Source organism: Roseovarius gahaiensis, from assembly GCF_011601345.1.
Taxonomy (GTDB): Bacteria; Pseudomonadota; Alphaproteobacteria; order Rhodobacterales; family Rhodobacteraceae; genus Roseovarius; species Roseovarius gahaiensis.
This window is the reverse complement of sequence record NZ_JAAORB010000004.1, coordinates 38,254-50,808: the sequence shown is the minus strand read 5'-3', so window position 1 is coordinate 50,808 and position 12,555 is coordinate 38,254. Positions and strand designations below refer to the sequence as shown.

12 protein-coding genes are annotated in these 12,555 nt (G+C 60.4%); 7 read left to right on the top strand and 5 right to left on the bottom strand.

Annotation, left to right across the window (positions count from 1 at the left end):
• The first annotated feature begins 13 nt into the window (after window positions 1-13).
• Window positions 14-679, top strand: coding sequence for an OmpA family protein (locus HAT86_RS03785; protein WP_167193572.1), 666 nt, complete (start codon window positions 14-16; stop codon window positions 677-679).
• An 80-nt stretch (window positions 680-759) separates the two neighbouring features.
• Here the strand turns inward: HAT86_RS03785 and HAT86_RS03780 are convergent, their stop codons facing one another.
• Complete coding sequence (locus HAT86_RS03780; RefSeq protein ID WP_167193570.1) at window positions 760-1,719, bottom strand: L-malyl-CoA/beta-methylmalyl-CoA lyase; 960 nt, start codon at window positions 1,717-1,719, stop codon at window positions 760-762.
• A 273-nt stretch (window positions 1,720-1,992) separates the two neighbouring features.
• Here HAT86_RS03780 and dgcN point away from each other — a divergent pair, with 273 nt between their 5' ends.
• The 3 genes from dgcN (at window position 1,993) to HAT86_RS03765 (ending at window position 4,900) form a co-directional block, all read left to right on the top strand.
• Complete coding sequence (dgcN, locus tag HAT86_RS03775; RefSeq protein WP_167193568.1) at window positions 1,993-2,994, top strand: N-acetyltransferase DgcN; 1,002 nt, start codon at window positions 1,993-1,995, stop codon at window positions 2,992-2,994.
• A gap of 75 nt (window positions 2,995-3,069) precedes the next feature.
• Window positions 3,070-4,035, top strand: a complete 966-nt coding sequence (gene dgcA / locus HAT86_RS03770; protein WP_167193566.1) for an N-acetyl-D-Glu racemase DgcA — start codon at window positions 3,070-3,072, stop codon at window positions 4,033-4,035.
• A gap of 4 nt (window positions 4,036-4,039) precedes the next feature.
• Window positions 4,040-4,900, top strand: a complete 861-nt coding sequence (locus tag HAT86_RS03765) for a D-amino-acid transaminase (RefSeq protein ID WP_167193564.1) — start codon at window positions 4,040-4,042, stop codon at window positions 4,898-4,900.
• A gap of 22 nt (window positions 4,901-4,922) precedes the next feature.
• Here HAT86_RS03765 and HAT86_RS03760 read toward each other — a convergent pair whose 3' ends face one another.
• From HAT86_RS03760 to greA, 3 genes are all read right to left on the bottom strand, one after another.
• On the bottom strand, window positions 4,923-5,378 hold the full coding sequence (locus HAT86_RS03760) for a universal stress protein (protein ID WP_167193562.1): 456 nt from the start codon (window positions 5,376-5,378) through the stop codon (window positions 4,923-4,925).
• A gap of 85 nt (window positions 5,379-5,463) precedes the next feature.
• Entirely contained in the window at window positions 5,464-6,486 is a 1,023-nt protein-coding gene (locus tag HAT86_RS03755) for a hypothetical protein (RefSeq protein WP_167193560.1), read from the bottom strand.
• A gap of 15 nt (window positions 6,487-6,501) precedes the next feature.
• Window positions 6,502-6,972 (bottom strand): transcription elongation factor GreA, encoded by a 471-nt coding sequence (gene greA / locus HAT86_RS03750; RefSeq protein WP_167193558.1) that lies wholly within the window; start codon window positions 6,970-6,972, stop codon window positions 6,502-6,504.
• Window positions 6,973-7,234: 262 nt separating this feature from the next.
• Here greA and HAT86_RS03745 point away from each other — a divergent pair, with 262 nt between their 5' ends.
• The 3 genes from HAT86_RS03745 (at window position 7,235) to HAT86_RS03735 (ending at window position 11,543) form a co-directional block, all read left to right on the top strand.
• Window positions 7,235-8,884, top strand: a complete 1,650-nt coding sequence (locus HAT86_RS03745; protein ID WP_167193555.1) for an electron transfer flavoprotein-ubiquinone oxidoreductase — start codon at window positions 7,235-7,237, stop codon at window positions 8,882-8,884.
• Window positions 8,885-8,992: 108 nt separating this feature from the next.
• Window positions 8,993-10,714: a tetratricopeptide repeat protein gene (locus HAT86_RS03740; RefSeq protein WP_167193553.1), complete on the top strand. Its 1,722-nt coding sequence runs from the start codon at window positions 8,993-8,995 to the stop codon at window positions 10,712-10,714.
• A complete protein-coding gene (locus HAT86_RS03735; protein ID WP_167193550.1) occupies window positions 10,701-11,543 on the top strand; it encodes a 4-(cytidine 5'-diphospho)-2-C-methyl-D-erythritol kinase in 843 nt (280 codons plus the stop codon). The genes HAT86_RS03740 and HAT86_RS03735 overlap by 14 nt, the downstream gene beginning before the upstream one ends.
• Here the strand turns inward: HAT86_RS03735 and HAT86_RS03730 are convergent.
• Window positions 11,536-12,537 carry a polyprenyl synthetase family protein gene (locus HAT86_RS03730; RefSeq protein ID WP_167193548.1) on the bottom strand — a complete coding sequence of 334 codons (1,002 nt, stop codon included), beginning with the start codon at window positions 12,535-12,537 and terminating at the stop codon, window positions 11,536-11,538. The two genes, HAT86_RS03735 and HAT86_RS03730, sit on opposite strands and share 8 nt — an antisense overlap.
• Window positions 12,538-12,555: the final 18 nt, after the last annotated feature.

Here is a 12,555-nt window from a genome sequence, read left to right as displayed (position 1 = left end):
AGAGGCACGCAATATGATCCGAGCGAAACATTCTATTCTACTTCTGGCCGGGGCATCCCTATTGACAGCCACTGCCTGTACCGATCCCGGTATGGTTTCGGCACAGGATCCAAACCAGAAGACCAAGCAAGGTGCCCTATTGGGCGGTGTGCTTGGGGCTGGTCTTGGGGCAATCGTCAGCGATGACAAGGCCAAAGGTGCTGCGATCGGCGGCGCATTGGGCGCGGCCGGTGGTGCGGTTTATGGCAATGTTCTGGACAAGCAAGAGGCCGAACTGCGCCAGCAGTTGGACGATGACCGCGTGCGCATCACGAACACCGGCGACCGGCTGATCGTGACCCTTCCGCAAGACATCCTGTTCGACGTCGACAGTTCAACCGTGCAGCCCGGTTTGCGCGGCGATCTTTTGAGCGTGGCCAGCAACTTGCGCAGCTATCCCGACTCGACCGTTCAGGTCGTTGGTCACACCGATAACACCGGTGCCGCTACGTATAACCAGCGCCTGTCCGAGCGCCGCGCCAACGCCGTCGCCGATGTGCTTATGGAAGGCGGCGTGTCGCGTGGTCGGATGCAGACATTTGGACGGGGCGAAAACCAGCCCGTCGCCGACAACCTGACCGAAGCGGGTAAAGCCCGCAATCGTCGTGTGGAAATCGTGATTTTGCCGAACGCCACCTAATCCGGTCTTTCAAGACTGCAAAAGAAAACCCCGGCAGGCGCGGTGCTTGCCGGGGTTTTGTATTTTCAGCGTGGTCCGCCTTACATGGCGTCGATCATCTCGGCCTGTTTGACGATCACTTCCGCCTGCTTGATTGACGCGATATCAACCAACCTGCCCTTGTAGGTGGTTGCGCCTTCGCCGCGCGCCTTGGCGTCATCCATGGCTTGCAGGATTTCGCGGGCTTCTTGCACGGCTTCGGCGGATGGGGTGAAGATTTCATTGGACAGTGCGATCTGCTTGGGGTGAATGGCCCATTTGCCGACCATGCCCAAGGTGGCCGAACGGCGCGCCTGCGCGCGGAAGCCTTCCTCATCAGAAAAATCACCAAACGGCCCATCGACGGGCAACAGGCCATGCGTGCGGCAGGCGGCAACGATGGCAGTTTGCGCCCAATGCCACGGGTCGGACCAGTATTTTTCGCCCTCGCGCAGCATGTAATAATTTTCCTGCGTGCCGCCGATGCCGGTGGTGGCCATGCCCATCGAGGCTGCGAAATCAGCCGCCCCAAGGCTCATGGCCTGCAAACGCGGGCTGGCTGCGGCGATTTCTTCGACATGGGCGATACCGGCGGCGGATTCGATGATCACCTCGAAACTGATCGGCTTGGTCCGGCCTTTGGCCGCCTCGATTGAGGTCACAAGCGCGTCAACCGCGTAGATATCCCCGGCGCAGCCCACCTTGGGAATCATGATCTGATCCAGCCGGTCCCCGGTTTGTTCCAGCAGATCGACCACATCGCGATACCAGAACGGCGAATCCAGACCGTTGATGCGCACAGAAAGGTATTTCTTGCCCCAGTCGACGGTGTTGATCGCCTCGATCGTCTGTGTGCGGGCAAGATCCTTGTCGGTCGGGGCCACCGAATCTTCGAGGTCGATATTGATGACATCCGCAGCACTGGCCGCCATTTTTTCAAACAGCTTGGCGTTGGAGCCGGGGCCAAACAACTGGCAGCGGTTCGGGCGTGCGGGGGCAGGGGGTTGTAGTCGGAAACTCATGGGCGGGCCTCTTTTCAAAAGTTGCACGATTTATCGCGTGATCGGTATATAATTGCATATCACCCCGCAACCCGCTTTTCAGGGTGGTATTGCCCCGCGTTATGGCAGAACTGCCGACACGCTGCCCAGGAGCGCGGAAAATTATTCGTTAAAATGGAATAAAGCTCGAATAATCTTGCGCTGATTGGGGCGGGTTTGACAAAATCAAATATGATCTCGCGCCATGTTCGTAGGACACTGCGCGAGAATACGAATCCCCCAAGAGGTGCCGCAATGATTGAAACCCCATATTTGCTTTTTCTGGGTGATGCGCCCGACATGTTGGCGGCCAAGGTCGCCATCGGCATTCGCGACTGGCGGCCCGACAACGCCGTAGGACAGTTGCGGCTGGACGGCTGTGGCGCTGATCTGGGCTTGGCCGACATGACCTTGGCCGAAGCCAAGGCCGCAGGTGCCAAAACACTGGTGATCGGCGTTGCGAACCGGGGTGGTGTGATTTCCAAGGAATGGAAAAAGGTATTGGTCACCGCGCTGGAGGAAGGCTTTGATCTGGCGGCGGGCCTGCATAACCTGCTGCGCGATGAACCCGATCTGGTGGCCGTGGCCGAAGCGACGGGCCGCACCCTGCACGACGTGCGCGTGCCCGAGGTGGACTATCCGATTGCCGATGGCAAGACCCGCAGCGGCAAGCGCTGCCTGCCCGTTGGCACCGATTGCTCGGTCGGGAAAATGTACACGGCCATGGCGATGGAACGCGACATGCAAGAGCGCGGGATGAAGGCGACATTCCGCGCCACCGGCCAAACCGGCATCCTGATCACCGGCGACGGCGTGCCGCTGGACGCGGTGGTTGCGGATTTCATGGCCGGATCGGTGGAATGGCTGACACCGGACAACGACCCGGATCATTGGGATTTGATCGAGGGGCAGGGCAGCCTGTTCCATGTGTCGTATTCGGGCGTGACCATGGCGCTGATCCATGGCGGACAACCCGACGCGCTGATCTTGTGCCATGAACCGACGCGCGCCCACATGCGTGGGCTGCCTGATTATACCCTGCCTTCGCTGGAGGATCTGCGCGACACCGCCCTGCCGTTGGCGCGCATCGCCAACTCGGCTTGCGTGGTGGCTGGGGTTTCGGTCAATACTCAGCACATGAGTGAGGGTGAGGCCCGCGCCTATCTGGCCGAGGTCGAAGACCGCATGGGCCTGCCGGCCACCGACCCCTACCGCTTTGGCGCGGCCAAACTGGTGGACGCGCTGGCCGCCTTATGATCTGACGGCCGCGCTTGGTGCTTTCTGTCGGATGCCTCCGGCGGGAGTATTTTGGGAACAATGAAGGGGGCGCATGTGGACATTTCAGTGACACGCGATGTGTTCCGGCTGGCACAGGTGTTTACGATCAGCCGCGGCTCGCGCAGCGAAGCGCAGGTTTTGACGGTGCGCATCAGCGATGGTGGCGCCACCGGCTGGGGCGAATGCGTACCTTATGCCCGGTATGACGAGACGCTGGACAGTGTGACCGCGCAGATCGAAAACTTGCCCGCCCGGTTTGATCGCGCCGAATTGCAGGGCTTGCTGCCCGCCGGTGCGGCCCGAAATGCTGTGGACTGCGCGCTTTGGGACCTTGAGGCAAAGCGCAGCGGCAAACGCGTGTGGGACTTGGCTGGATTACCCAAGCCGGGGCCCGAGATCACCGCCTATACCCTGTCGCTGGATACTCCTGAAAAGATGCGTGAGCAGGCGGCGCTGAATGCGCATCGTCCGCTGTTGAAGATCAAGCTGGGCACGCCCGACGATATGCCGCGTGTCGAAGCGGTACGCGCAGGCGCGCCCAAGGCCCGGATCATCGTGGATGCCAACGAGGGCTGGAGTGCTGATGTCTATGCCGACCTTGCGCCGCATTTGGTGCGGCTGGGCGTCAGCCTTGTAGAGCAACCTTTGCCAGCCGGTGATGACGAGGCACTGCGCGGGATCGAACGGCCTTTGCCGGTCTGTGCCGACGAATCCTGCCACGATCGTCAAAGCCTGCCGACTTTGGCGGGCAAATACGATGTGGTCAATATCAAGCTGGACAAAACCGGCGGCCTGACCGAAGCGCTGGCGCTGCGTGAGGCGGCGCTAAAGCAAGGTTATGATGTAATGGTCGGCTGCATGGTCGGCAGTTCGCTGGCGATGGCCCCGGCGGTGCTGGTGGCGCAAGGCGCGATGGTGACAGACCTTGACGGACCGCTTTTATTGGCCGAAGACCGCGACAACGCTTTGACATTCGACGAGGTCGGGGTTCATCCGCCGTCCTCTGATCTATGGGGATAACGCCATGCGCACTGTATACGTCAACGGAGACTACCTGCCGGAAACCGAAGCCAAGGTTTCGATCTTTGACCGGGCCTTTCTGATGGCCGACGGGGTCTATGAGGTCACCAGCGTTCTGGGCGGCAAACTCATTGATTTCGAGGGACATCTGGCGCGGCTTGAAAGGTCTTTGAACGAGCTGGATATCAAGAAACCGGCTGTGTTTGACGACTTGTTGGACATTCACCGCGAGTTGGTGCGCGCCAACCAGATCGAGGATGGTCTGGTTTATCTGCAAGTCACCCGCGGCAGCGATGGTGACCGCGATTTTGCCTTTCCCGACCGCGAGACGACCGAGCCGACACTGGTGCTTTTCACCCAGTCAAAACCCGGTCTGGCGACCAGCCCGCAAGCCGAAACAGGTCTGAAAATCATCAGTATAGACGATCAACGCTGGGGCCGTCGCGATATCAAGACGGTGCAGCTTTTGTATCCGTCGATGGGCAAGATGATGGCCAAGGCGGCCGGCTGTGACGATGCGTGGATGGTCGAAGAGGGCCATGTGACCGAAGGCACCAGCAACAACGCCTATATCGTCAAAGACGGTAAGATCATCACCCGGCAGCTGAGCAATGACATCCTGCACGGGATCACCCGCGCGGCTGTGCTGCGCTTCGCGCGCGAGGCGCAAATGACCGTCGAGGAACGTCTTTTCACGGTCGACGAGGCGAAGGACGCCGACGAAGCGTTTGTCACCTCGGCCAGTGCCTTTGTGATGCCGGTGGTGGAAATCGACGGGCAGGGCGTTGGCACGGGTACACCCGGCCCCGTTGCCAAGCGGCTGCGCGAAATCTATCTGGAAGAAAGCCAGAACGCCGCCATCTAAGGCGCCTAGTGCGGTCACTGGATCAGGTGATCGCTTCTAGCCGTTCCTTGCTGAGATCGCCGGGCACGATGGTGATGGGGATCGGCAGGCTGCCCGAATTTTTGGACAGTTGTGTGACCAATGGGCCGGGGCCTTTTTTGCTGGTGCCCGCGCCCAGAACCAGAACGCCGATGTCCGGATCGTCCTGTACTTGGGCGATAATTTCGGTAACGGGTTCGCCTTCGCGGATCACCAGCTCGGGGTCGATACCCTGCTTGTCGCGCATCCATTTTGCAAACACTTCGAAATGCGCCTCGATGCGTTCACGGGTTTCTTCGCGCATGAGGTCGCCAACGCCGATCCAATGGTTGAACTCTTCCGGCGGGATCACGGCGAGAATTTCAACACCCGCTTTGGTGTGCGCCGCGCGCATGGCGGCGAAACGCATCGCGTTCAAGCATTCGCGGCTGTCATCCAGTACGACCAGAAACTTGCGCATGTCAGTTGTCTCCTCAGGGGGGCATCATGGCCGGGAAAACGTGGTTGGGCAATGATGGAAATCGTTCCCGCAACGTGGATGGGTGTCAATCAAACGTTCCGGCAACCCGGCCCAGCAACATGAAAGCGCGGGCCGTGCGGGTGTCGGACAAGGCCGAGATTTCTGCATCACTGGCCGTTTCCGCGAATTGGGCAAACATCCGGTCGAACAGGCGCAGGAAATGATGCGCCGCATCGCGAAAAATCGGGTCTTGTTTCATCCGGGCCGCAGACAAGGCCAGCGATGACCGATCGCGCACGCCGCCAAGGGCGGCAATTGCGCGCCCGCGTTCGCCCGCGGCAAAGCGGCGCCACAATTCGGGACGGGCCATATCGGGGCGCAGATCGTCCATGTAGATGCCGTCATGCGACAACAGGGTCAGCACATCCTGCGCGGCCTGAATAAGCTGCGCGCTTTGACGATCCTTGAGAGCCTTGCGCAGCGCGGCAAAGCCGTCGCGATCTTCGGCGGTTTCGGGAAAGTTCATCGCGCGGATAAAGTCGGCACGTTCCAGCGGCGGGCGCAAATCCTCGGCCGGGGTGCCAAGCGGCAGTGCCACCTGCGAGTCGCTGTCTTCTGTTGGCTCGGCCTGATGGCGCAAGGGCACCAGTGCCGGTGTGGCATCATGGGTGGATGTGAACATCGCCAGGGCGGTTTCGGCCTTGCGCTGGGCGGCGGCGATTTCATCCAGTTTGCGCGCAACCGAAGGTTCGCTGGTGGTGTTGCGGTTTTGGTTATCGGCGACATAGGTTTTGCGGATCGCGTCGATGGCCGCCTGCAAGCGCTGGCTTTCTTCACGCATGACCTTGGATGCGCGCGCGGCGGTGGCGGCGACCCAGATCATCGCAACCGGCATGAACACCGCCAGCATCACCATGATAAAGCGCAATGCGCCGCCAGTATCCGGGGTGGCGCTGCCCGGTTCCAGAACAACGAAAAACACGGCCGCGCCCAACAGCCAAAGGGCCGAAAGGATCAGTGCGGTCAGTTCTATTCCCGTGATCCGATCTTTGCCGGAACGGTCATATATCCCCAACGGTGTTGCGGGTGTTTCCTTGCGCTCGGGCATGCTGTGCGGAACTGATCAGATATACTGAACTTTTAGCACTTCGTAAGAGCGTTCGCCACCGGGTGTACGCACTTCGACGCTGTCGCCCTCTTCTTTGCCGATCAGGGCGCGGGCGATGGGCGATTTGATGTTCAACAGACCCTGTTCGATGTCGGCCTCGTATTCGCCCACGATCTGATAGGTTTTTTCCTCGTCGGTGTCTTCGTCCACCAAAGTGACGGTGGCCCCGAATTTGATCGAGCCGTTCATTTTGGCCGGGTCGATGACATCGGCAAGGCTGATCACGCCTTCCAGTTCCTTGATCCGCCCTTCGATGAACGACTGCTTTTCCTTGGCCGAATGATATTCGGCGTTTTCGGAAAGATCACCATGTTCACGCGCCTCGGAAATGGCGCGGATGATGGCCGGGCGTTCCTCGGACTTGAGGTGTTTGAGTTCTGCCTCAAGGGCCGCGTGGCCCTTGCGGGTCATCGGGATCTTGTCCATTGCGTTTGTCCACTAGTGTTGCGGGGCCGGTTATGGTCCGTCCCGTCAGGATGTCTTCTGGTCCGCGTCAGATTGCCCCGAGCCGGTCGGATATTGCAATAGGGTAAGCATAAGACCGCGCCCTCCAGCGTCAGAAAGTGGAAAATTGCCGCTTTCGCCCCAGTTTAACGTCGTGTTTCAATTGACCTTCAAGGCGCGGGCAGGCTAACCACGTGCGCAACTTTGTGACCGAATAGCCACGCCTTGGGAAAGGATGCTCAACATGTCCGACATGACGCGCGAAGCGATGGAATATGATGTGGTGATCGTGGGGGCGGGGCCCGCGGGCCTAAGTGCTGCGATCCGCCTCAAACAACTGGATCCTGCCCGTGAAGTCGTGGTGTTGGAAAAGGGCAGCGAGGTTGGCGCGCATATCCTGTCGGGGGCAGTTTTGGACCCCTGCGGATTGGATGCGCTGATCCCGGATTGGAAAGACAAGGGCGCGCCGCTCAACACGCCAGTGAGTCAGGACAATTTCTACATGCTGGGCGAGGGTGGCAAGATCCGCGTGCCGAATTGGCCGATGCCGCCGCTGATGAACAATCATGGCAATTACATCGTGTCGATGGGCAATGTTTGTCGCTGGATGGCCGAGCAGGCCGAGGCGCTGGGCGTTGAGATTTTCCCCGGCATGGCCTGTTCCGAACTGGTTTACGGCGACACTGGCGAGGTCAAGGGCGTGGTGGCCGGTGAATTTGGCAAGAACCCCGATGGCACCCCCGGCCCTTCGTATGAGCCCGGCATGGAACTGCACGGCAAATACGTCTTCCTGTCCGAAGGCGTGCGCGGCAGTCTGGCCAAGGAAGTGATCAACAAATACGACCTGAGCGCTGGGAAAGAGCCGCAAAAATTCGGCCTCGGCATGAAAGAGATCTGGGAGATCGACCCCGACAAGCACAACGAGGGCGAGGTGACCCATACGATGGGTTGGCCGCTTGGCAAGAATGCCGGGGGCGGGTCGTTCATCTATCACCTTGAAAACAATCAGGTCTATGTGGGGTTCGTGGTGCACCTGAACTACAAGAATCCGCACTTGTACCCCTACATGGAATTCCAGCGGTTCAAGCATCACCCGATGGTCTCCGACCTGCTGAAAGGCGGCAAGCGCGTGGCCTATGGGGCGCGGGCAATCTCGGAAGGCGGGTATCAGTCGATGCCAAAGATGGTGGCCCCCGGTGTGGCGCTCTTGGGCTGTTCGGTGGGTATGGTCAACGTGCCGCGCATCAAGGGCAATCACAATGCCATGCTGTCGGGCAAAGCCGCAGCCGAGGCCGCGCATGCAGCGATCGAGGCGGGCCGCGGCAGCGATGAGTTGTCGACCTACGAGTCCGAGGTGCGCGAGGGCGCGATTGGCAAAGACCTGAAAAAGGTGCGCAACGTCAAGCCGCTATGGTCCAAGTTCGGCCTTGGCGCGTCACTGGCGCTGGGCGGGATGGACATGTGGACCAACACCATGGGCTTTTCGCTGTTGGGCACGCTGGGCCATGGCAAATCCGATGCCGAGGCGACCGAACCCGCCGAAAAGCACAAGGACATCGCCTATCCCAAGCCCGACGGCAAGCTGAGCTTTGACCGGCTGACCAATGTCAGCTTTTCGATGACGAACCACGAAGAAAACCAGCCCGTGCATCTGCATCTCAAAGATGCCAGCGTGCCGATCAATGTAAACTTGCCCAAATATGACGAGCCTGCGCAACGCTATTGCCCGGCAGGTGTCTACGAGGTTGTGCGCGAAGACGGAAAAGACCCGAAATTCGTGATCAACTTCCAAAACTGCGTGCATTGCAAGACCTGCGACATCAAAGACCCCAGCCAGAACATCAACTGGGTCACGCCGCAGGGCGGGGACGGGCCGAACTACCCCAATATGTAAACGATCTGCGAAAAATGACGCGCGGGGCGGTCCATTGGCCGCCCCGCATTGCTTTGGGGCGGTTGTCATACTAGGTTCAGGGCAAGTGATAAGCAAAGGCAGCCCCCCGTGACAGTCAGATCCCTTTCCGCCCTGATCCTTGCCGCGCTGTTTCAGGTCGCACCGCCGCCGCCCGCCGCGCAGGCGGACGAAGCCGTTGGGGCCTATCTGGCCGCCCGGCAAGCGCGCTACGAATATGATTTTGCCGCCGCCGCGCGGTATTTCACCCAAGCCCTGACCGAAGACCCATCGAACCCGGTGATCCTTGAAAATGCCGTTGTCGCCTACATGGCGCTTGGGCAATTCGACCGTGCCATTCCCATCGCCCGCAAGATGGAGGCCGACGACCTGCGCAGCCAGATTTCGCATATGGCTTTGTTTGTCGAAGCCGCCGCGAAGGATAACTACGACGCGCTGCTGACCCGGATCGAGGACGAGCGTGGCATGGGCCCGCTGGCGGATGGGCTGATAGAGGCTTGGGCCCATCTGGGCAAGGGGGACATGAGCACCGCCCTTGACGTGATTGACGATGTGGCCGAGCAACGCGGGCTGCGTGGCTTTGCGCTCTATCACAAGGCGCTGGCATTGGCTTCGGTCGGGGATTTCGAAGGCGCCGAGGCGATTTTCTCGGATGCGGAGGATGGCCCGCTGCAGCGCACGCGCCGGGGCGCGCTGGTCTGGGCCGAAGTGCTGAGTCAGCTTGGTCGCAACCAAGACGCCATTGCCATGATCGACGATACATTCGGTGGCGATTTGGACCCCGAAATCGACAGTCTGCGTGCTCGGCTGGAGACCGGCGACCAAGTGCCGTTTACCCGGATCGGCAATGTGCGCGACGGGCTGGCCGAGGTGTTTTATTCGCTTGGGCAGGCGCTGATTTCGGAAACGGGTGGGGAATACACGTTGCTTTACTCACGGGCGGCCGAACATCTACGCCCGGGGTTTGTGGATGCGATCATCATGTCGGCCGAGTTGCTGGAAGATCTTGAACGTCTGGAACTGGCAGCCGAGACCTACAGGCAGGTGCCGCGCGATGATCCGTCATTCCATGCCGCCGAGATGGGGCGCGCCGAAACCCTGCACCGGTCAGGCAAGACCGACGCGGCGATCGAAGTTTTGGTTCAGTTGACGCAAACGCATGGCGATCTGCCCGCCGTGCATGTGTCACTGGCCGATCTGTATCGGCAGGTGGAAGACTTTGAAAATGCCGTATCCGCCTATGACCGCGCGTTGGAACTCTATGCCGAACGCGAGACGGATCAGTGGTTTGTGCATTACGCCCGCGCGATCAGTCATGAACGTCTGGGCCAATGGCCGCAGGCCGAGGCCGATTTCCGCAAGGCGCTGGAGTTGAACCCCGGCCAGCCGCAGGTGTTGAATTATCTTGGCTATTCTCTGGTCGAAAAACAGATTAAACTGGACGAGGCGCTGTCGATGATCGAACAGGCCGTCGCCGCACAGCCCAACAGTGGCTATATCGTCGACAGTCTGGGCTGGGTTCTGTATCGGCTGGGACGCTATGACGAAGCGATTGAACACATGGAACGCGCCGCCGAATTGATGCCGGTGGACCCCGTGGTCAATGATCATCTGGGTGATGTTCTTTGGGCTGTGGGCCGTCAGATCGAGGCGCGCTTTCAATGGAAACGGGCGCTGTCATTCGTCGATCTGGAAAACCCGTCGCCCGATATTGACCCCGATCGCATCCGCCGCAAGCTTGAAGTCGGGCTTGACCGGGTGCTGGAAGAAGAGGGCGCGCCGCCTTTGAAGGTTGCCGATGACACCCGTTAAGGCGTTTGCCCCGGCCAAGATAAACCTGGCCCTGCATGTGACCGGGCAACGGCCTGACGGCTATCATCTATTGGATTCTCTTGTGGTGTTTGCCGACATCGGCGACCGCTTGCGCGTGCGAGTGGCAGATGAACCCGCGCTCAAGGTCGATGGGCCGATGGCGGCAGGGGTGCCGGTTGATGGGCAGAACCTTGTGATGAAGGCCGCTGACCTGATGGGGGTCAGCGCGGCGATTCATCTTGAAAAACGTCTGCCCAATGCCGCCGGGCTTGGTGGTGGATCAAGCGACGCGGCGGCGGTGCTGCGCGGCCTACATGATATAACGGGCCAACCTTTTCCCAACACCACCGCACTGTCCCGCCTTGGGGCGGATGTGCCAGCCTGTATGCAGCCCCACGCGGCGCGGATGCGCGGCGTGGGCGAAGATATATCGCCTGTGCCGGGCTTGCCCGCGTTGCATGCTGTGCTGGTCAATCCCGGCTTGCCGGTGATGACGCAAGAGGTCTTTGCCAACCTGACCAAGCGTGATAATCCTCCGATGCCGGATGTTTTGCCAGACTTTGCCAGCGACACTCAGTTCATCGAGTGGCTGGCCGGGATGCGCAACGATCTGGAGGCACCAGCGATGGCGGCGCACCCGCTGATCGCCCAAGTGTTTGACAAGCTGAAGGTGACGCCGGGCTGTTTGCTGGCGCGGATGTCAGGCTCGGGCGGGACATGCTTCGGCCTTTATGGCGATGCCGAAACCGCCGCATCGGCGGCGGGGCGGTTAAAGCAGGCCAATTCCGGCTGGTGGGTGGTGGTCACCCGGTTGAACGCCGCTAACTGATCCGCTCTACAACATAATCGGCTAGATCAATCAGCATCCGGCGCACCGGATGGTCAGGTAGGGCCTGCATGGCGGTTTTGGCCTTATCCGTCCACGCCAAGGCTTCTTGGCGGGTGGCGTCTAGCGCGCCATGCGCGTTGAGCAGCGTTAGGGCATGATCCAGATCGCCCTCGCGCTGATCGCCCTTTTCGATGGTGCGCTTCCAGAATGCGCGCTCGTCGTCATTGGCCTGTGCTATGGCCTTGATCACCGGTAGCGTTAGCTTGCGTTCGCGGAAATCATCGCCCACGTTCTTGCCCGTGGCTTTGGTGTCGCCTTGATAATCCAGCAGATCGTCAACGATCTGAAATGCGATCCCAAGGGCATCGCCATAGTCATACAGTGCCGTGATCTGCGGTTCCGGCGCGCCCGAGATCACGCCGCCCACCTGCGTCGCGGCGGAAAACAGGGCGGCGGTTTTGCCGCGCACCACTTGCAGGTAAATGTCTTCGTCGGTTCTCAAATCCCGCGCGGCGCTCAGTTGCAGAACTTCGCCCTCGGCAATCACGGCGGCGGCATTTGATAGGATGTCCAACACGCGCAGATTGCCCGGCTCGACCATCAACTGAAAGGCGCGGGCAAATAGGTAGTCGCCCACCAGCACGCTGGATTTGTTGTCCCACAACAGGTTGGCGGTGGGGCGCCCGCGGCGCTGCTGGCTTTCGTCCACAACATCGTCATGCAGCAATGTGGCGGTGTGGATAAACTCAACCGTCGCGGCCAGATGCACGTGATATGCGCCGTCATAGCCGCACAGATCGGCGCTGGCCAAGGTCAGCATCGGCCGCAGACGCTTGCCCCCGGCGTCCACCAGATGGGCCGTAACCTCGGGGATGCGTGGCGCGTGGCGGCTGGCCATCCGGTCCCGGATCAGGGCGTTGACCGCCTCCATCTCGCCGGCCAGATGCGCGGCCAGTTGTTCATGCGGCTTTGTTACGGCGTGGTCCAATCCCATCACACTCCTGTCACACCT

Coding starts and splice junctions, on each gene's coding strand:
- HAT86_RS03785 (WP_167193572.1), top strand. CDS start 14: ATGATCCGAGCGAAACATTCTATTCTACTTCTGGCCGGGGCATCCCTA.
- HAT86_RS03780 (WP_167193570.1), bottom strand. CDS start 1,719: ATGAGTTTCCGACTACAACCCCCTGCCCCCGCACGCCCGAACCGCTGC.
- dgcN (WP_167193568.1), top strand. CDS start 1,993: ATGATTGAAACCCCATATTTGCTTTTTCTGGGTGATGCGCCCGACATG.
- HAT86_RS03765 (WP_167193564.1), top strand. CDS start 4,040: ATGCGCACTGTATACGTCAACGGAGACTACCTGCCGGAAACCGAAGCC.
- HAT86_RS03760 (WP_167193562.1), bottom strand. CDS start 5,378: ATGCGCAAGTTTCTGGTCGTACTGGATGACAGCCGCGAATGCTTGAAC.
- HAT86_RS03755 (WP_167193560.1), bottom strand. CDS start 6,486: ATGCCCGAGCGCAAGGAAACACCCGCAACACCGTTGGGGATATATGAC.
- greA (WP_167193558.1), bottom strand. CDS start 6,972: ATGGACAAGATCCCGATGACCCGCAAGGGCCACGCGGCCCTTGAGGCA.
- HAT86_RS03745 (WP_167193555.1), top strand. CDS start 7,235: ATGTCCGACATGACGCGCGAAGCGATGGAATATGATGTGGTGATCGTG.
- HAT86_RS03735 (WP_167193550.1), top strand. CDS start 10,701: ATGACACCCGTTAAGGCGTTTGCCCCGGCCAAGATAAACCTGGCCCTG.
- HAT86_RS03730 (WP_167193548.1), bottom strand. CDS start 12,537: ATGGGATTGGACCACGCCGTAACAAAGCCGCATGAACAACTGGCCGCG.